The organism is Williamsia sp. Y712, from assembly GCF_059445525.1.
In genome coordinates, this window is sequence record NZ_JCAIUN010000001.1 from 1,580,332 (window position 1) to 1,599,112 (window position 18,781).

The window sequence follows — 18,781 nt, forward strand, 5'->3', positions numbered from 1 at the left end:
CGTCGGGGCTAGGTCAGTGCGATGTACTTCGTGGTCAGATACTCGTAGATACCCTCGGAGCCACCTTCGCGCCCGATGCCGGACTGTTTGACGCCGCCAAACGGCGCGGCGACGTCGGAGATCACACCCCGGTTGATACCCACCATGCCGGATTCTACCTTGTCGGCCACGCGCAGTGCGCGGTCGAGGTCGGTGGTGTAAAGGTATGCGGCCAAGCCGAATTCGGTGGAATTCGCTGCGTCGATGGCCTCGGTCTCTGTGGTGAATGTGCTGATCACGGCAACGGGGCCGAAGATCTCGTTCTTGGCGATCTCGGCGTCTGCGGCAACCTGGTCGAGCACGGTCGCCGGGTAGAAGCATCCGGCGTCATCGGCCGGATCGGCGCCGAGGCGAACCCGCGCTCCGGCTGCCACCGCGTCGGACACGGCGGTGGCAATGGACTGCTGCTGTTTGCTGTTGACCATCGGTCCCAGGGTCGTCTTCGGGTCGTAACCCGGGCCGAGCACCATCGCTTTCATCTTCGCGGCCAGGGCTGTCGTGAACTCTTCGGCGATATCTTCGTGTACCAGAAAGCGATTGGCCGCGGTACAGGCCTCGCCGCCGTTGCGGGTCTTGGCAGCAAAGGCACCTTCGACCGCAAGTTCGAGGTCGGCATCGGCAAAGACCAGGAAAGGTGCGTTGCCGCCGAGTTCCATGGAGGTCCGTTGGACATTTGCAGCAGCATCGCCGAGCAGCGTGCGACCAACTTCGGTCGAACCGGTGAAGCTGATCTTGCGGACCCGGGGGTCGGCGATCAGTGGCTCGGTGACATCGGTTGCCTTACTGGTCGGCAGCACTGCGAGTACGCCGTCGGGCAGTCCGGCCTCGCTCAGTAGCTTCGCGAGGTACAACATCGTGAGCGGGGTTTCTTTTGCAGGTTTGACCAGTATGGTGCAACCGGCAGCGAGCGCGGGACCGATCTTGCGAGTTCCCATGGCCAGCGGGAAGTTCCACGGCGTGATCGCCAGGGCGACGCCCACGGGCGCGTGCTTCACCAGGATGTTGCCGGTGCCGGCGGGCGACTGTGTGAAGCGACCGGCGATTCGTACCGCTTCTTCGGCGAACCAGCGCAAGAACTCACCGCCGTAGTTGATCTCCGCCTTCGAGTCGGCCAGGGCCTTGCCCATCTCCAGCGTCATGATCAGCGCCATGTCGTCGGCGTTCTCGCGGATCAACTCGAATGTCGATCGCAGGATCTCCGAGCGGACCCGGGGCGCGGTGCCGGCCCATTCGTCAGCGACCGAGAGTGCGCTCTCCAAAGCGGTATTGGCATCGTGTGGGGTCGCGTCGGCGATCTGCAGCAGGGTGGTGCCGGTGGCCGGGTCGGCGACGGGGAAGGTCTCGCCGTTCGACGAGTCGACCGACTTGCCGTTGATCCACAGCCCGGCGGGAACTGTGCCCAGCAGGCCGCGGAAGTCGGCGATGGGGTCGGTGGTGTTCTCAGTCATGGCAGTGGCCTCCTGTGGTTTCGGTTGAGCAGTGTGAACTGGGGCTCGGTTCGACGTCCAGTGACGGGTTGCGGTCGAAGAAGCCAAAAGGTTTGAGCCAGAACGACACCGTGTCGGCGGGCATGATGGGCCAGTCCTCCGGCCGGGTGATGTGGTGGACACCGAAGGTGTACCAGAGGACCACGTCGGTGTTGTCGATGCTTCGGTTGGCCTTGGTCCATTCACCGAGTCCGGTGTCGGCGGCCGATTGGTTCACGAATTCGCCTGCCGGCCAGCGCTCGTCGGGATGGTTCGGCGTCACCCAGACGGTGTGCCCGATGACCTGTGCCCGCTGGAAGATCGGGGAGGCGGGATCGAACATCGCCGGGATGGCGTCGCCGGGAACAAGTTTGTACGACGGGTGGGTTCCCAGGCCGTTGGTGGTGTTGGTGTTCACCACTTTCCAGGCGCGCTGAGTCGCCCAGTTCATGTCCTGTTTGCCCTCGTCTTCCGTGCGCAGTGGGGTGTTGCGCTGGACCAACGCCAGCCCGTACGGATTGCCGGGACCCATCGGTTCGATCTCGGTTTCGCTGGCATAGACGGTGTTCTCGGTCCCGTCCACGTCGAGATCCAGCCGGGCGGTCAGGAAGTGCTGGTGGTACGGCGCGTAGGTCCGTTCGTCCACGAGCGTGCCGTTGGGGTGAGCCGCACCGGGTGCGATCGGTGTGGTCACCATGATCCCGGTGGCGCGGACCTCGCATTCGATGTTGCCGTCCTGGTAGAAGCGCCAGTAGACAAGGTACTCATAGTTCGCCACCGTGACATGGAAGGACACCGTGAGCCTGCGCATGCGCCGGACCTCGGCGCCGGCGTCGTGATCGACGTGTTTCCAGAGCACGGCGTTGTCTTCTTCATGAATGCAGATGGCATTTTTGATGGTGTACGGCTCGCCCTTGCTGTTGTGCAGGACCGCATCGAGGTACCGGATCTCACCGAGGCAATCGCAGCCGAGTTCCAGCGAGGTGGTCATGAAGCCCAAACCCCACTCGCCGATGTCGAATGCCGTTCTACGGTAATGATCTTCGGATGGATCCCGGTAGGGGACCATCATCTCGGCGAATGACAGCCGATGCGCCACCGACCGCTCGCGACCACAATCGTTGTAGCTGATCGTGTGCAGCGTCATACCCTCGCGGTGGTTGAAACCAACTCGCAGAGACCAGTTCTGCCACGTCAACAGATTTCCGTCGAGGGTGAATGATGGCCCTTCGGGCTGGGTGATCTCCAGCGGTTTGAGTGGCTCCCGTGTCGATTTGGCGCGCAGGCGCTCCGGGATACGGGCCGGGACATATTCGCCCATCACCTCGGGGGGTTCCACACCGCCGGTGTCCTCGATCTCGAGCAGTTCCATCGTGTTCAGGTCGATGACGCAGTGCAGACCGCTGACCGGATGGGCATACGGATTGGCGCCGGCCTCACCTTTGACCCAGGTGTCGGACCATCCGATCCGCCGCTCCCGATACTTCTCCGGAGCCACCGCATCGCCGTAGGTCCAGGTGTCCATGAACACGAGATCGAGATCGGTGATACCCCGACTGGCCAGTGCCGCAATCACATCCGGATGCTTGCGCAGAACCTCATCACACTCCTCGAACTCGTCGACGGTGAAGTTCGGTTGCACACCCGGGATGTGAGTGAAGGATTCGACGGTGTCGTCGGTCAGGGAGACCACCGCCTTGTAGGTGGCGTTACGGCCGCTGTCCAGGCAGGTGACGACGCCCTTGCGTGCTGGGGCGGGGCCGCCGCCGGCATAGGTGGCAAGGTCGGCCTTGCTCGGTTCGAGGAGTTCGATGGAGTTGAATCGCCAGCCATCGCCGACACCCTGGTCACGTTGCAACAGAGCTGCAGTGGCCCTGAACTCGTCTTCCCGCAGCGGATCGAGCGGGTGGAACGTTGTTTTTGTTGACACGCGATTGCTCCTAGCGGCTGGTGAGTTCGTTGAGGGCGTCTTCGAGGACATCGAGGCCGTCGTGCAGCAGTTCGTCGCTGATCACCAGCGGCGGGAGCAGACGGATCACGTTGCCGTAGGTGCCACACGAGAGCAGCACCACGCCCTTGGCGAGGCAGGCGGCGACCAACTCTTTGGCGAGTTCAGGGTACGGTTTCTTGCCATCGCGGTGAACGAGCTCGATGGCCAGCATCGCGCCGCGTCCGCGTACTTCGCCGATTTCCTCGGTCACCGATGCCATTGCCTGCAAACGGCTTCCGGCGATGGCCTCGATGTCCCGCGCCCGCCCGGGTAGATCCAGTTCGGCCATGACGTCGAGCGCTGCAAGTGCCGCCGCACAGGCCACCGGATTGCCGCCGTAGGTGCCGCCGAGTCCACCGACATGCACGGCGTCGAGCAAATCGGCACGACCGGTCAACGCGGACAACGGCATACCGCCTGCAATACCTTTTGCCATGGTGACCAGATCAGGGACAAGGCCTTCGTGTTCGCTGGCGAACCAGGCTCCGGTCCTGGCGAAGCCGCTTTGCACTTCGTCGGCGATGAACACGATTCCGTTCGCGCGGGCCCAGTCCGCGATGGCCGGCAGGAAACCCGGTGCCGGGACGATGAATCCGCCCTCGCCCATCAAGGGTTCGATGATGATCGCGGCGATCTGATCGGCGCCGATCTGGCTGTCCATCTGCGAGATCGCCCGGGAGGCCGCGGTGGGGCCGTCGAGTTCGTCGCGGTACGGATACGAGGTCGGCACCCGGTAGATCTCCGGGGGGAATGGACCGAACCCGTGTTTATAGGGCATCGTCTTGGCAGTCAGACCCATGGTCAGATTCGTGCGGCCGTGGTAGGCGTGATCGAATGCCACCACCGCATCGCGCCCGGTCGCCAAGCGTGCCACCTTGATCGCGTTCTCGACGGCCTCGGCCCCGGAATTGAAGAGCACCGTGCGCTTTTGGTGGTCGCCGGGTGTCAGGTGGTTGAGGCGTTCGGCCACCGCGACGTACCCCTCGTACGGGGTGATCATGAAGCAGGTGTGCGAGAAGTGGCGGACCTGTTCGGCGACGGCATCGGCGACCGCCGAGTTGCTGGCGCCGATCGTGGTCACCGCGATGCCGGAACCGAAGTCGATGAACGAGTTGCCGTCGATGTCGACGATCACCCCACCGTCCGCGTCGGCGGCGTACACCGGCACGGTCGAACCCACCCCGCTCGCCACCGCCATCGCCCGGCGACCCTGCAGTGCAGCAGATTTCGGTCCGGGTATCGAGGTGACGAGGTTGCGTCGCTGGGGCAAACGGTAGTTGGCGCTCACAGTTGTCATCCTCATTCCACCGAACTCATGACGTGCTTGATGCGGGTGTAGTCCTCGACCCCGTAGCTGGAGAGGTCCTTGCCGTAACCGGAGTTCTTGAACCCGCCGTGTGGCATCTCCGCGACGAGCGGGATGTGGCAGTTGACCCAGACGCAACCGAAGTCGAGTCCGGCACTCATTCGTCCCACAGTGGCGTTATCGGTTGTCCAGACGCTGGAGGCCAGACCGAAGCTGACGTCGTTGGACAGTTCCAGAGCCTGCTCCTCGGAGTCGAACGCCTGCACCGTCACCACCGGTCCGAAGGTCTCCTCCTGAACGAGGGAGTCCTTCTGATCCACGCCGGTGATCACGGTGGGTTCGACGTAGAAGCCCTTGTCGCCCTTTCGCTTCCCGCCGGTGACCACGGTGGCGTGCGGCGGTACGGAGTCGAGGATCGAGGTGACCTTTGTGAAGTGGTTGATGTTGTTGAGTGGCGGAACCGTTGTGCTCTTGGCCTTGTCGACGAGTGCGTCGACGAACTTGTCGTGGATCGATGAGTGGACGAGGATGCGGGTGACCGCAGTGCAGTCCTGGCCTGCGTTGAAGAACGACGCGTCGCCGATACCGTCGACGGCCTTGTCCAGATCCGCGTCGGCGAAGACCACGGCCGGGGCTTTACCGCCGAGTTCGAGGTGTGCGCGTTTGAGGTTCTGCGCAGCAGACACCGCGACCGCGATGCCGGCCCGGACCGAGCCGGTGATCGAGACCATGCTCGGAGTCTTGTGTCCGACGATCGAGGCTCCGGTGGCGCCGTTGCCGAGAATCACGTTCAGCACACCGTCGGGCAGGATGCCCTTCGAGATCTCGGCGAGGACCAACGTCGACTCGGGTGTGGTGTCAGACGGTTTGAGGACCACGGTGTTACCGGCCGCGATCGCGGGACCGATTTTCCACAGCGCCATCATCAGCGGGTAGTTCCATGGCGTGACCTGAGCGATCACCCCGACCGGTTCGCGACGGACGTACGAGGTGAAGCCATCCATGTATTCGCCTGCGGACTTGCCTTCGAGTAGGCGCGCGGCACCGGCGAAGAAGCGGATCTGGTCGGCGCCGACGGTGACCTCTTCGTCCGCGATCTGATCGTCGGGCTGTCCGGTGTTGCGGGCCTGCGCGGTCACGAGTGCATCCGAGTTCGCCTCGATGGCGTCTGCGAGGGCGAGGAGGGCCTTCTGGCGGACTTTGGGGGTGGTCTTGCCCCACGTCTTGAAGGCCTGTGCGGCGGCAGCCATCGCGGCATCGATGTCGGATTGGGTCGAGATCGGCGAGACCCCGACCACCGACTCGTCCGTGGGGTTGATGAGATCGATGGTCTCGGTCGAATCCGAGGCGACGAATACACCATTGATGTAGTTCTTCAGGGGCTCGTGTGCCATGACACCAGGTCACTTTCGGTTGCGGGTGGATGGAAACTCCTACCGATACCCAGTGTTCGCTGCCGGGTCGGGGGCGTGATCCTGACAGGTTGTCCAGCTATCTGCTGGAATATGGCCATTCTGTACAGTGATATTCGGGTCATCCCAGGTCGCAGGGCCATTGTGCGGGAGACGAACTCAGGGGGTTGCGACAGTGAGCACAACGGTTCGATGGTTGCTCGCACAGCGTGAACTCGATCTGACGTTGCTCGGTGGCCGGTCCGGGATCGACACGGATATCGATTGTGCGTTGACGTCGGAACTCCCGGCGCCACAGGAGTGGCTCTCCGGTGGCGAACTCCTCCTCACCACGGGACTTCGGCTGCCGGAGTCACGGGAGGGGCGATTCGACTACCTGCGCGGTCTGAGTGAAGTCGGCGTCGCCGGCATCGGATTCGGGGGGGGGTTCGGTTTCGACGACGTTCCGCAGGACCTCATCGACGCAGCCGACGAATGCGGTCTCCCGCTGTTGAAGGTGCCGCTGCCGGTGCCGTTCTCGGCGATCGCGCGAGCAGTGCTCGATCGGATCGCCGAACAGCGATTCGACCAGTTCGTCCGTGCGTCCCATACGCAACCGCGGATCACGAGGGCGGTCATCTCCGGTGGAATGCCCGCAGTGGTCCGGGAGTTGGGGGAGGCGATCGATGCCGTTGTCGTGTTGCTCGATCATGACCGAGAATTGGTCAGTTCCCGGCCGGCTGTACTGAGCCCCGAACAGTTGGCGACGGTGCGCAGCGAGATCATGCGTGATCCGAACGCGGCCAGCGGAGTCACGATGAGCGATGAGCAAACGGTAACGATCCAGCGAATCAGTGTCGGCGGCAGTGTATTCGGCTATCTTTCCGTACTGAGTGTGTCGCCATTGGGCGATCTCGAGCGCGTCCTGCTCGGGCACGCGACCTCACTGCTCAGTCTCGAACATGCCAAACCCCTTCAGGTACAGCGTGATCAACAGGCGCTGCATGCCGACGCGCTGATGATGGCGATGGCAGGACCACCCCCGGCCGCTGCCCGCAATATCGTGCTGCGAGCTGCCGATCGGGACGGGCGGGTGCGCGTTGCGATGGCGACGTTCGACAGTGTTGCAGCGGCGAAGCTGGCAGCGTTGGCTGTTGCCGTCGAACTGCAGTCCCGGTGGCGCCCGGTATTCGTACATCACGTGGGGCAGGAGATCGTGGTCCTGCTGCGCGGTGAGGACCAGCGCCGTTTTGCCGAGTCCGTCCTCGGAGTTGTCGGCAGCAGCGGTTGTCGGGGCGGACTGGGTTCGATTGTGGCAGTGGACGACATCGCCGAATCGGCCCGGCATGCCGGATTGGCTGCGGATGTCGCGGCCGAGGGTGAAGTGGTGGACCTGCTGGCTCAGCGATCTCTGTTGTCGCTCGATCCGGTCCGGAAGGCGCTCAATGGGGCCCGGGTTTCTCGTCTGGGCCCGTTGGTCGACCACGATCGTGAACAGGGGAGCGATCTCGTCGAAACCCTGCGGGCTTATCTGCAGGCCAACGGTCAATGGGAACCGGCGGCGGTGGCGATCGGTGTACATCGACACACACTCCGCAACCGGATCGACCGCATCGAACGTTTACTTCGCATCGACCTCACCGATGCCCGGACAAGAGCCGAACTGCTGCTGATCCTGCTGTCCGATCCACGCTGACGCGACGGATTGGCAAACCCTCAGACATCAAGGTCGATTCGGGCATGTCGGACTCGAGGGCCCGATCGGTTCGGCACCGATCGTCGCGAATGTCGGTTTGGTCAACGCCTGACATCAGAACGCGGAGTATTTCTGCACCCACCGTGGTTGAAACCTTCGTGGAAGCAAGCGGTTTGATCGTGCCGCGCTGGGCGCGGGTCTCGGCGACAACGGCCCCGTTCGTGTTACTCGTGACCGCTGTCGCGGCAGATTCGCTGGCCAAAGGTCACAATCCGACCCGTCAGACACTGAGCGTCCTCGCGACGTCGGACCGCGCCGAATGGGTCATGTCGGTCGGTATCGCACTGAGCGCGAGTTGCCTGATCGTGGTGGGTCTGGGCCTGTTCATGGTGCGGCCGATCGCCCGTGTGGTTCTGGTCTCCGGTGGTGCCTGTGGTGTGGCGGTCGCAGCGTTTCCGATCACCCTGACAACAACACTCCACCTCGCGGCAACGTGCGTCTCGGCATTTCTGCTGGCGCTGTGGCCGGCCCTTGCGGTATCCCGGTCGAGGGCGGCGCCTGCGGCTCTCCGGGTCCCCGCTGCGATCGCGGCGTCGAGCACACTGTTTCTCCTGCTTGGTTGGACCGCCTATGAAACCCAGGGCGGGGCACTGCTCGGGCTCGCCGAACGCGTGACCGTGGTCGCCGAATTGGTGTGGCCGGCGGTTGTGGTCGCCTCTGCACGATTCCGGCGCCCACTCGACTCGCTTGCCCTGGCTCGATCCACGCCGTCTGAATCAGGCTCAATCCGGAGCGCAACGACCGAGGTCGCATCCTCGGGTACTCGTGCCCGATACCGCTGAATTTCGAAAAATCCGGGTTGGGTGAGCGAAGGCTCAGGTCAGTGTGCCAGAACCCGCCATTTTCGGTTCATGGGTCGGTGTCTGCGGAATTGGCGAAGTGCCGAACCGCTGCTGATCCTGTTGGCCGACCCGCAAAGCGGGATCTGTAGCCCGTTATCGGGCCAGCCGGGAGACGGCGGCAGTGGCTCAACGTCGTTGTCTTGGAAGGTTCGTGTAGTTGGGAGCGCTCCGTCCTTGGAGAAGTCCAGCGCCTGGCCTGTGCGGAGTCTGTACGCTTCGCGTTTCACAATCCAGCCCCTGGCCATCCGGGGGATGGTGGGAGAGGCGGAGCAGGCTCCGATTGCTGTTGCTTCTCGCTGGGTAACCCAGGGACCGACGCGAACGCTGTGGCGCACTCGGCGTACTCAGGGGTATCGCCAGTTTCAGGATCGGTGGGAACGAAGTCGATATCTGTGACCTGCCAGCCACCGAATACGCCGGTAACCGGCGCTCGGTTTTTTCCGGACTGTTCGGCCGGAGGGGAATCTCCCATGTTCGTGAATGTCAGGTTCACTGGGCGCGGCTCCCATAGATCGCTATCAACGCCATCGGGAGTGAATGGAGAGATATCGGTGGTGAAGTACCCGAACCGGCAGAGCGTGTATTGATTCGTGGTTCCATCTTTGTGGTGCTTGAGCAACCCGTAGAAGAACGTCCCCGCGAATGAGAATGAAATCGAATCGTGCTCAAGAAGGTTCGTAATCTCTGGTGGAGAAGTCTGTTCAAATCCGGGATACCCCCACGCTGGATCGCGCATGTAGCGCGCCAACTCATATGATTCTATGTACGCACGGACGAAAGTTCCTTCAGGGCTGGATAATTCGAAGTCTGGCGTTTCGATCCACTGGAATGTAATATCCATCCCTGGCGGCTGCTGGTTGGTTGTCGTCCCGTCAGTGGATTGCCCTGAGTGACCCACTTCGTTGGTGCAGCTGGTAGCAAACAGGACTACCAAGGCTATGAGGCTGAACAGAATTTTATGAGCTCGGGTGGTCCCATGAACCATCTTTATCGCCTTCTGTGCGGGCTGTTGCGTAGTCGTCGAATTGGTTATCCAAGTTTGATCTGACGCGGGCTTCGAATTCATCGATTTCGGCAGACTCTGGAGTGACATTCCCTTGGTCGTCGAAATATTGGATAAATCTCGGATCATTCCGAATTGATGGGTCAGCATCGGCTTGAGCTTGCAGTATTTGTATATATTGCTCGCTGGGGTTGGTGGAATTGTCGAGCTGCATCTTGAGTTCTTTATAGCTGTCGTTTGCATTGATTTCACTGAGGTCGAGAGGCTCCCCAATCGCCGCGAATTTCGCCCATGGCGCGAGCACATCGAGTGCCACCTTGGGGCCAAGAGGTAGGGGTATGGAACCGACGAGGGCTTTTCCGGAGTCGAACAGACCGCCCTTGTTCGCGTATTCAACAGTGGCCGCGTAGCGGCTATCGTTGATGTCGTCGTTCGTCTGTTCTTCGAGTCCGGTATGCATGGCGTGGTCGATTCGACCCACTACTTTGCCAAGTTCATTCTGGCTCATATCGTCGCCGAACGCATAGGCGGCATAGTTGATCGTCTGCGCGGCAGCGGTATTGAATGACCGACCCGCTTCCGCGTCGGTGTCGAAGACTTGGAAGAGACTCTCCAGCTGATCCGAATGCTCGAGTTTGTCTGCGCCGTTCGTGGTGAAAATTCCATCGGGCGCGCCGGCCAAGTCTCCTATTTGTGGCGCCAAGGCGTCGGCCAGGGTTCGCGTGAGTTCGGGGTTGACTTCTCCGAGCGCTGGCGCATTGCCGTTGATGTCGATCAAGGAATCCTTGTTCTCGGCGATGATTCTGGCGAGTTCGGAGCCGGATTCCCCAGCGCGCCACGATTCGGCGACCACGTTGGGTGATGATCCATCTGGTGCGGAGGCGGAATCGCCGATCCACTTGAATATATTGTTCGGGCCGGAATCGGCGGCTCCGGCTCCATCCCGCCAGTCATATGACAGTAGGTTGGTCATTGCTTGGCTTGCGTTGTACTTCTTGGTGTTTCCGTCGGTGTCGATTGTGTCTGGCATCGACGATGTAGCGGACGGTCCACCCTCGCGCCCGGTCATCAAGGCATCGTGCACGGCAATGTGATCGTTCCCGGCCACCGAAGTCGTCTTACCCAGCACTTCCGAGATCTCGGCAGTGCTTGTGTAGTCGTTGCCGGTGCCGTAGATCTTCGATGGATCAATTGCAGCGCCTGCAATTTCGCTGCTTCTCACGATGAGCGCGCGATCTATGTCGCTGCCCAGCTGGATGCTTGCGTCTCCGTGGCTCAGAATATCGGCGACGTCCCCCAGTTGCTCCAGGGTCGGGAAGTCGTTGGTGACCACCGAGTAAGTCGAGGTGCCGGCATTGAAGGTCACCAGGCTCGATCGTGCTGCTTGTTGCGTCAGCGGGTCGCGGATTGCGGTTGGCAGTTGTGATAGCCCGCCGCGGATGTAACCGGGAGTCGTGGGAAGGCCGACCATGGGATTCAGAGTTCTGCTGAACCAGTTATCGATTGGTTGGTCGGTGCGCACGCGTGGGTTCGACAGGATCTGCAGTCCGTCGGCGAGAGCCGCTTTCAGTGCGGGATCGTTGCCACCGAACTTGGTGAAAGCGTCAAGCCCACCTTCCCCGAGTTCGGTGTATATGCCTTGTAGATACTCGAACTGTCCCTTGCCAATCACCGCATCCCGGCCCTGAATGAGGGCGTCGCGTTGTTCGGGTGGCAGGTCGGTTGCCGCCTCGAAGCGAGCCCTTTGTTGTGGTGTCGCAGTGCCGTTCGAGATTGCTTCCACGTCGCGCGCAGCTTGTTGCCGGGACAGTCCAGAAGTCATGGGGGCATTGAGTTCCGCGTTGCCGAATGTGTTGGCCAGGGCGTCGGCGCCGGCTTGATCGTCAATGCCCATCTGATCGGCAAGTGCTTTCAACGAAAGTGTGGCGTTGATTGCGTCGTTTGCTCGGCTGTCACGCATGGCAACCAGCTTGTTGTAGGTGTCGCTCCCTTTCTCTTCGTTCGCGATTGCCGTTGCGTAGTCGCGGGTTTCGGTCACTGTCCAGTCGTCGGCAACGGCGAAGCCATCGCGCTCGAGGCCGTCGCAGCGGGACAGTGCGGTGGTCCGGTTCGGTTCGATCGCAGTTGCGGTGTTGTTCAAGATGTTCCCCGCGCGATCGACATCGGAACCCAGTTTGTTGATCTCGGTCTGGTCCGAAAGCGCGCGTTCCTCGCATGCGCGTTGTGATTCCCCGTGCCAGTTGCCTGCCCCTTGTGCCGCGTCCACGACCGCTTGTGTTTGCTCGCGGAGTGTGACGGCAGCAGCGATCAGACCGGCGGCTTGTGTGCGCAGCGTGGAAACGTCCCAGCTGTTCACCGTTGACCGTGTCGGCTGGCCCATCAGAACTCGCCGATCGCACGGAAGCCGCCTGCAGACTCCTCTTCGGTGTCGATCACCTCTTTGCCGGTGTCGATGCAGGCATTGCCGATCTGCTCCACGCGGCCCGACGCTCGGCCGAGTAGGTCGGTGAGAAGCTCGTCTTTACCGACACACGATCCGGCGATCGCCGAGTTCGGCATTGCTGTCCCGCAGTCCGCGAAACCGGGAGCAGCCTTGATATCGCGGAAGTTCCCGGCGATCGCGATCAGTTTCTTGCCAACATTGTGGATCGTGGTGACCTCGTCGACATCGAACTGTTCCCCCATGAATGCCCCCCGGCTTCGATTCGGTTTTCCGTAGCGTAGTCGATCACCGCGAATTCCATGGTGGCGGCTTGGGGTGCGTAAAAGGCCAGGTCAGCGTCGTCAGGAACCGCCATTTTCGGTTCACGCGCCGGCGTTTGCCACACTGGAGGTCGTGTCGCATGCCACCGATCAGTCAGCGCAGCTCTTCGAGCGCGCATCCCGTGCCATTCCAGGCGGAGTGAACTCGCCGGTTCGAGCCTTCAACTCTGTTGGCGGAACCCCACGGTTCATCTCCAGCGCATCCGGTTATCGGATGACCGACGCCGACGGCAACAGCTACGTCGACCTGGTCTCCAGCTGGGGCCCGATGATCCTGGGCCACGCCCATCCGGCGGTTGTCGAGGCCGTGCAGAAGGCGGCGACCACGGGTCTGTCGTTCGGTGCGCCGACCGAGGCCGAGATCGAGTTGGCCGAAGAGATCATCAAGCGGGTTGCCCCGGTCGAGCAGGTCCGACTGGTCAACTCGGGCACCGAGGCGACGATGTCGGCGGTGCGGTTGGCCCGCGGATTCACCGGGCGAAGCAAGATCATCAAGTTCTCCGGCTGCTACCACGGCCACGTCGATGCGCTGCTCGCCGACGCGGGTTCAGGTGTGGCAACGCTTGGCCTGCCGACCTCACCCGGAGTCACCGGCGCCCAGGCCCAGGACACCATCGTCCTGCCGTACAACGATCTGGCTGCCGTCCGTGAGACATTCGCGGCGTACCCCGGACAGATCGCCGCGATCATCACCGAGGCCGCCGCCGGGAACATGGGTGCTGTCGCCCCGGTCGAAGGCTTCAACAAGGGCCTCAAGGACGCCACCAGTGCTGATGGTGCGCTCCTGATCATCGACGAGGTCATGACCGGCTTCCGGGTGAGCAAGGCCGGCTGGTTCGGCCTCGAGGGCGTTGCCGGCGACCTCTACACCTTCGGCAAGGTCATGAGCGGTGGACTTCCGGCCGCGGCATTCGGTGGTCGTGCCGACATCATGGCGTACCTGGCACCGGCAGGCCCCGTCTACCAAGCCGGAACCCTGTCCGGAAATCCGGTGGCGGTCGCTGCCGGACTGGCCACCCTGCGCCACGCCGACGACGCCGTCTACGCCGCCCTCGACGCCAACTCGAAACAGCTCGGAACCCTCATCGGGGACGCATTGACCACAGCGGGTGTCGGCCACCGTGTGCAGTACGCGGGCAACCTCGTGAGCGTGTTCTTCACCGCAGACGGTGATACCCCCATCACCGACTACGCGGCCGTGAAAAAGACCGAGACCTGGCGTTTTGCCCCGTTCTTCCACGCTCTGCTCGACGCCGGCGTCTACCCGCCCCCGAGTGCCTTCGAAGCCTGGTTTGTATCCGCGGCCTTGGACGAGGATGCTTTCGGTGTTATAGCCGGGGCACTCCCGGCTGCTGCGACCGCCGCTGCGCGGGCCCTGAAGGAGAACTGATGCGCACAATCGTGCACATGATGCGGCACGGGGAAGTTCACAACCCCGACGGCATCCTCTATGGCCGACTGCCGGGCTTTCACCTGTCGGAGCTCGGCGCGAAACAGGCACAGACGGTTGCCGATGCCCTGGCCGACCACGACATCACCCACGTGTTCGCCTCCCCGCTGCAGCGGGCGCAGGAAACCGCGACTCCGATCGCGGCCGCGCACGGCCTCGAGATCATCACCGACGAAGGTCTGATCGAGGCCGACAACACCTTCGAGGGCCTGCGGGTCTCGGTGGGTGACGGTGCGCTGCGTCGCCCCCGGCACTGGATCAAACTGCGTGACCCGTTCACCCCGAGCTGGGGCGAGCCGTACATCCAGTTGGCGCACCGCATGCTCGCGGTCGCCAACAAGGCCCGCGAAGAGGCCAAGGGCCATGAGGCTGTCTGTGTCAGCCACCAGCTGCCGGTTTACACGCTGCGGAGATTCCTTGAAGGCCAACGCCTTTGGCACGATCCGCGTAAGCGGCAGTGCTCGCTGGCGTCGCTGACAAGCTTGATGTACGACGGGGATGCGTTGGTGGACATCGTCTATTCGGAGCCGGCCGGTGCTTCTGACCCCCTTGCCACGGGAGCCTGAGGTAGCGAGACAGTGATGGAGCTCGGCCCTGAGCGTGGGAGGACCCGCGTACTGGCACCGCTTGGTTGGCGGATGGTCACGTTGTGCATCCTTGGGATCGCGACGCTGCTGGTGATCGCCGGCTGCGGCACCGGCGACGACGCCGTGGCACAAGGTGAAAACTTCGAATTCGTTTCTCCTGGTGGCAAAACCGTCATCTTCTACGATCCGCCGTCGGAGCGTGGCAAGGTTTCGAACCTCACCGGCCCCGATCTGCTGTCCGACGACAAGACCATCAACCTCACCGACTTTGCAGGCCAGGTTGTGGTCATCAACGTGTGGGGTTCGTGGTGCGGCCCGTGTCGCGGTGAGGCAACTGCGCTCGAAGAGGTCTATGCGAACACCAAGGATTCGGGTGTTGCGTTCTTGGGCATCGACTTTCGTGACCGCAAGGATTCGGCCCGCGACTTCGTCACCGATCGCGCGGTGACGTACCCGTCGATCTTTGACTACGACGGACGAACCCTGTCGAAGTTGACCACCCCGACCTCGGTGATCCCGACCACCCTTGTTCTCGATCGTCAGCATCGTGCCGCGGCGGTCTTCCTCAAAGCCATCACCGCGGACGAACTCCAACCTGTTGTCGAGCGGATTGCCGCTGAAACATCTGATACCCCATGACTTTTGTAGCCCAGAGTTCGAGCCACCTCGCCGGAGTCGGTGACACCTTCGCGGAGACCGTTTCGAGCGGGCCGCTGTTGTTGGCGCTCGGGGCGTGCATGCTCGCCGGGCTGGTCTCGTTCGCTTCGCCCTGCGTGGTGCCCCTGGTTCCGGGCTACCTGTCCTACCTTGCCGGATTGGTGGGTGCCGAGGCCCCGGCGATGAGCGATGTGGAGTCGAAGAAAGCCGGACGCCTACGGGTTACCGGGGCTGCCTTGCTGTTTGTGCTCGGATTCACAATCGTCTTCGTGCTCGCCACCGCTTCTGTGTTCGGGATCACGAGCGCCTTTGTGGTCAATCGTGAACTGCTGCAACGTGTCGGCGGTGTGATCACCATCATCATGGGCCTGGTGTTCATCGGCCTGATCCCGATGCTGCAGCGCGACGCCAGGTTCCATCCCCGACTGGTGTCGAACCTGGTGGGAGCCCCATTACTGGGTGCAGTCTTCGCGCTCGGCTGGACGCCCTGCCTCGGGCCGACTCTGGCCGCGGTCATCACCACCGCCAGCGGCACCGAGGGTTCCACCGCTGCCCGCGGTGTGACGCTCATCGTCTTCTACTGCCTCGGATTGGGCCTGCCGTTCATCCTTCTGGCCTTCGGTTCGGCCTGGGCTTTGCGGGCGGTTGGCTGGATGCGCAGAAACGCTCGCGCCATCCAGATCTTCGGAGGTGTACTACTGGTTGTCGTGGGCGTGGCACTGGTGACCGGACTGTGGGATCAATTCATCGTTTGGGTTCGGGACATGTTCGTCTCGGACACGGTGCTTCCGATATGACCGCCACCGAAACCAGAACCCCGCCGCCCGTCCCGAGGGCAGGCCCGCTCAAGCGTTACCTGCTGTGGCCCGCCCGCAATACCTGGCGTTCACTGACCTCGATGCGGACCGCGCTCGCGCTGCTGTTCCTGCTGGCACTGGCCGCGGTACCCGGGGCGCTCCTGCCGCAGCGGTCGCTGAACGAGTTCAAGACCGAGCAGTACATCGCCGATCACGGTTTCATCGGCCGGTTCTTCGACAAGATCCAGATGTACGAGGTCTTCTCGAGCATCTGGTTCACCGCCATCTACGTGCTGCTGTTCATCTCGCTCGTCGGATGTCTGACGCCTCGCATGATCGAACACGCGAAGGCGCTGCGGGCCCGTCCGGTCCCGGCACCGCGCAACCTGGGCCGATTGCCCCGGCACGAGAGCCACGAGGTCGACGGCACACCCGACGAGATCGCGTCGAAGATCAACTCCGGTCTGCGGGGATGGCGCAAGACCACCCGCACCGTCGAGCGCAAGGAAGCCGACGGGTCGGTGGCAACCGTCGTGGAGGTCTCGGCCGAGAAGGGCTACCTCCGCGAAGGCGGCAACCTCCTCTTCCACTTCGCGCTGCTGGCGCTGCTGGTCGCGATCGCGGCGGGCAAGATGTTCGGCTACGAGGGCACCCGCATCCTGGTCGCAGACGGCCAAGAAGGGCTCTGCAACACGTCGACCGCGGTGTACGACTCGTTCCGTGCAGGCAATATGGTCGACGGCACCAACCTCAACGAGTTCTGCCTGCAAGTGGAGTCGTTCGACGCGGACTTCCTGCCGAGCGGGCAGCCCGAGATGTACAGCGCGGACCTCAAATACCAGGTCGGCAGCGACATCGACACCGACGAGTGGCAATCGAGCGACGTCAAGGTCAACCATCCGCTGCGGATCGCGGGCGATCGAATCTATCTGCTGGGTAATGGTTTTGCTCCCACGTTCACGGTCACGTTCCCGGGCGGCGAAACCCGCACGCAGACGGTTCCGTTCCAGCCGGATGAGCTGCAGACGATGATGTCGAGCGGTGTGGCCCGCTTCGACACCCCCGCCGGGCTCTATCCCAACGAGGACGAGCGTCGGAAGAATCAGATCGCCATCGAAGGTCTGTTCGCTCCGACGGCCACCTTCCACGGCGGATTGATGACCTCGAGCTTCCCGCTACCCGAAGCCCCTGCGGTCGCAATCGACATCTACAAGGGCGACACCGGCCTCGACACCGGACGACCACAGAACGTCTTCACACTCGACGTGAACCTGATCAACCAGGGACGCCTGCTCAAGCAGGAGCGCGTCAACCTGAACATGGGCGAATCGACCACACTCGAGGACGGCACGACCGTCCAGTTCAACGGCTTCCAACGCTGGGTGTCGTTGCAGGTCTCGCATGATCCCGCCCAGAAGTGGGTGCTGGTATCCGCGATCGCCATGCTCGTCGGCCTGTTGGTGTCACTGTTGATCAAGCGTCGTCGGGTGTGGGCCCGGATCACGCCCTTGACCGGGCCGCCGGGTGATGGCACCTCTACGGTGGATGTGCGACGCTCTGTAGTAGAAATGGCTGGTCTGGCACGTACGGATCAGGCGGGCTGGGGCGAAGGCTTTTCCGACATGGTCGCGGATCTGTTGGGCATCGCCCCTGACGCGGACAAAAACAAGCCTGGTGGCAAAGAACAAGGTGGACGTAAAAAATGAACGCTGGGAAAAGGTGACTGATGAACGTCGATGAGACACTCTCTCGGTTTTCCGACCTGACGTACGGCACGGCGCTGACCGTGTACGTCCTGGCGATGATCCTGTTCCTGGCATCGCTGGCCGCCAAGAACAAGACCCTCGAGAAGTCGAACGAGCTCGTCGCCGCGGGTGCGGTCGGTGGTTCGCCGGTGGTCGATCCCGATGACGTGCGGACGCCGGGCAAGCTTCAGGCCGCGGAGAAAGCGCCGCTGGGGGACCGGTTGGCCAAGATGGCCTACGGTGTGGTGCTCCTGGCGACTGCGCTGCAGATCGCGTCGATCGTGTTGCGCGGTTTCGCAACCGGCCGGGCGCCCTGGGGCAACATGTACGAGTTCGTCTCCATCAGCTGTGCCGCAGGCATGATCGCGGCCCTGGTGGTGTTGCGCAAGCGTGAGTACCGTCCGCTGCTCGGATTCGTATTGCTGCCGATTGTCATCCTGCTGTTCATCGCCGGCACCTACCTCTACACCAACGCGGCACCCGTGGTCCCGGCGCTCAAGTCCTATTGGCTGGCCGTCCACGTCTCGATCGTCGCACTCGGATCCGGAGTCTTCCTGGTCTCGGGTGTGGCAAGCATCCTTTACCTGCTGAAGCTGAAGTACCCCGAGCCGAGCGATCGATTCTGGGGTCGGATCCTGCAGCGCGTGCCGTCGGCGCAGACGCTCGATCGTCTCGCCTATAAGACCGTCGTGTTCGCGTTCCCGCTGTTCGGTCTCGGTGTCATCTGTGGTGCCATCTGGGCCGAAGCCGCCTGGGGCCGGTTCTGGGGATGGGACCCCAAAGAGACGGTCTCGTTCATCGCCTGGGTGATCTACGCGGCCTACCTACATGCGCGTGCCACTGCCGGTTGGCGGAACACGGCGGCGGCATGGATCAACATTGCCGGCTTCGTGGCGATGTTGTTCAACCTGTTCATCATCAACTTGGTGGTATCGGGCCTGCACTCCTACGCCGGACTCTGATCGCAACACAAAAGGCGCCCTGACCAG

General features: G+C 62.6%; 15 protein-coding genes. 8 read left to right on the plus strand and 7 right to left on the minus strand.

Going from position 1 to position 18,781, the window contains the following annotated elements:
- Positions 1 to 8 precede the first annotated feature (8 nt).
- From AC1D75_RS07455 to AC1D75_RS07470, 4 genes are read right to left on the minus strand one after another with little or no spacing between them, the layout of a single operon-like run.
- Positions 9 to 1,487: an NAD-dependent succinate-semialdehyde dehydrogenase gene (locus tag AC1D75_RS07455; RefSeq protein ID WP_495514641.1), complete on the minus strand. Its 1,479-nt coding sequence runs from the start codon at positions 1,485 to 1,487 to the stop codon at positions 9 to 11.
- Positions 1,480 to 3,435: a primary-amine oxidase gene (locus AC1D75_RS07460; protein ID WP_495514642.1), complete on the minus strand. Its 1,956-nt coding sequence runs from the start codon at positions 3,433 to 3,435 to the stop codon at positions 1,480 to 1,482. Before AC1D75_RS07460 ends, AC1D75_RS07455 begins: the two co-directional genes overlap by 8 nt.
- Positions 3,436 to 3,445: 10 nt before the next feature.
- Positions 3,446 to 4,792 (minus strand): 4-aminobutyrate--2-oxoglutarate transaminase, encoded by a 1,347-nt coding sequence (gene gabT / locus AC1D75_RS07465; RefSeq protein WP_495514643.1) that lies wholly within the window; start codon positions 4,790 to 4,792, stop codon positions 3,446 to 3,448.
- Positions 4,793 to 4,794: 2 nt separating this feature from the next.
- Positions 4,795 to 6,195 (minus strand): aminobutyraldehyde dehydrogenase, encoded by a 1,401-nt coding sequence (locus AC1D75_RS07470; RefSeq protein WP_495514644.1) that lies wholly within the window; start codon positions 6,193 to 6,195, stop codon positions 4,795 to 4,797.
- Between the two features lie 193 nt (positions 6,196 to 6,388).
- On the opposite strand from AC1D75_RS07470, the gene AC1D75_RS07475 reads away from it, so the two are divergent.
- Together AC1D75_RS07475 and AC1D75_RS07480 are read left to right on the plus strand one after the other, a co-directional pair.
- The gene (locus AC1D75_RS07475; protein WP_495514645.1) at positions 6,389 to 7,888 is read left to right on the plus strand and encodes a PucR family transcriptional regulator; all 1,500 of its coding nucleotides are present in this window, start codon (positions 6,389 to 6,391) and stop codon (positions 7,886 to 7,888) included.
- 158 nt (positions 7,889 to 8,046) lie between these two features.
- Positions 8,047 to 8,730, plus strand: a complete 684-nt coding sequence (locus tag AC1D75_RS07480; RefSeq protein ID WP_495514646.1) for a DUF998 domain-containing protein — start codon at positions 8,047 to 8,049, stop codon at positions 8,728 to 8,730.
- Between the two features lie 283 nt (positions 8,731 to 9,013).
- Here the strand turns inward: AC1D75_RS07480 and AC1D75_RS07485 are convergent, their stop codons facing one another.
- From AC1D75_RS07485 to AC1D75_RS07495, 3 genes are all read right to left on the minus strand, one after another.
- The gene (locus AC1D75_RS07485; protein ID WP_495514647.1) at positions 9,014 to 9,631 is read right to left on the minus strand and encodes a hypothetical protein; all 618 of its coding nucleotides are present in this window, start codon (positions 9,629 to 9,631) and stop codon (positions 9,014 to 9,016) included.
- 115 nt (positions 9,632 to 9,746) lie between these two features.
- Complete coding sequence (locus AC1D75_RS07490) at positions 9,747 to 12,149, minus strand: TPR repeat domain-containing protein (protein WP_495514648.1); 2,403 nt, start codon at positions 12,147 to 12,149, stop codon at positions 9,747 to 9,749.
- 23 nt (positions 12,150 to 12,172) lie between these two features.
- Entirely contained in the window at positions 12,173 to 12,478 is a 306-nt protein-coding gene (locus AC1D75_RS07495; RefSeq protein WP_495514649.1) for a hypothetical protein, read from the minus strand.
- Positions 12,479 to 12,629: 151 nt separating this feature from the next.
- On the opposite strand from AC1D75_RS07495, the gene hemL reads away from it, so the two are divergent.
- From hemL to ccsB, 6 genes are all read left to right on the plus strand, one after another.
- Positions 12,630 to 13,946 carry a glutamate-1-semialdehyde 2,1-aminomutase gene (gene hemL / locus AC1D75_RS07500; protein WP_495514650.1) on the plus strand — a complete coding sequence of 439 codons (1,317 nt, stop codon included), beginning with the start codon at positions 12,630 to 12,632 and terminating at the stop codon, positions 13,944 to 13,946.
- Positions 13,946 to 14,572, plus strand: a complete 627-nt coding sequence (locus AC1D75_RS07505; RefSeq protein ID WP_495514651.1) for a histidine phosphatase family protein — start codon at positions 13,946 to 13,948, stop codon at positions 14,570 to 14,572. Before hemL ends, AC1D75_RS07505 begins: the two co-directional genes overlap by 1 nt.
- A 72-nt stretch (positions 14,573 to 14,644) precedes the next feature.
- Complete coding sequence (locus tag AC1D75_RS07510) at positions 14,645 to 15,232, plus strand: TlpA family protein disulfide reductase (RefSeq protein ID WP_495516005.1); 588 nt, start codon at positions 14,645 to 14,647, stop codon at positions 15,230 to 15,232.
- Positions 15,229 to 16,047: a cytochrome c biogenesis CcdA family protein gene (locus AC1D75_RS07515; protein WP_495514652.1), complete on the plus strand. Its 819-nt coding sequence runs from the start codon at positions 15,229 to 15,231 to the stop codon at positions 16,045 to 16,047. The genes AC1D75_RS07510 and AC1D75_RS07515 overlap by 4 nt, the downstream gene beginning before the upstream one ends.
- Positions 16,044 to 17,753 (plus strand): cytochrome c biogenesis protein ResB, encoded by a 1,710-nt coding sequence (gene resB / locus AC1D75_RS07520; RefSeq protein ID WP_495514653.1) that lies wholly within the window; start codon positions 16,044 to 16,046, stop codon positions 17,751 to 17,753. The genes AC1D75_RS07515 and resB overlap by 4 nt, the downstream gene beginning before the upstream one ends.
- A 20-nt stretch (positions 17,754 to 17,773) precedes the next feature.
- Entirely contained in the window at positions 17,774 to 18,754 is a 981-nt protein-coding gene (gene ccsB / locus AC1D75_RS07525) for a c-type cytochrome biogenesis protein CcsB (RefSeq protein ID WP_495514654.1), read from the plus strand.
- Positions 18,755 to 18,781 lie beyond the last annotated feature (27 nt).

Coding starts and splice junctions, on each gene's coding strand:
- AC1D75_RS07455 (WP_495514641.1), bottom strand. CDS start 1,487: ATGACTGAGAACACCACCGACCCCATCGCCGACTTCCGCGGCCTGCTG.
- gabT (WP_495514643.1), bottom strand. CDS start 4,792: ATGACAACTGTGAGCGCCAACTACCGTTTGCCCCAGCGACGCAACCTC.
- AC1D75_RS07470 (WP_495514644.1), bottom strand. CDS start 6,195: ATGGCACACGAGCCCCTGAAGAACTACATCAATGGTGTATTCGTCGCC.
- AC1D75_RS07485 (WP_495514647.1), bottom strand. CDS start 9,631: ATGGATATTACATTCCAGTGGATCGAAACGCCAGACTTCGAATTATCC.
- AC1D75_RS07495 (WP_495514649.1), bottom strand. CDS start 12,478: ATGGGGGAACAGTTCGATGTCGACGAGGTCACCACGATCCACAATGTT.
- AC1D75_RS07505 (WP_495514651.1), top strand. CDS start 13,946: ATGCGCACAATCGTGCACATGATGCGGCACGGGGAAGTTCACAACCCC.
- AC1D75_RS07510 (WP_495516005.1), top strand. CDS start 14,645: ATGGTCACGTTGTGCATCCTTGGGATCGCGACGCTGCTGGTGATCGCC.
- AC1D75_RS07515 (WP_495514652.1), top strand. CDS start 15,229: ATGACTTTTGTAGCCCAGAGTTCGAGCCACCTCGCCGGAGTCGGTGAC.
- resB (WP_495514653.1), top strand. CDS start 16,044: ATGACCGCCACCGAAACCAGAACCCCGCCGCCCGTCCCGAGGGCAGGC.
- ccsB (WP_495514654.1), top strand. CDS start 17,774: ATGAACGTCGATGAGACACTCTCTCGGTTTTCCGACCTGACGTACGGC.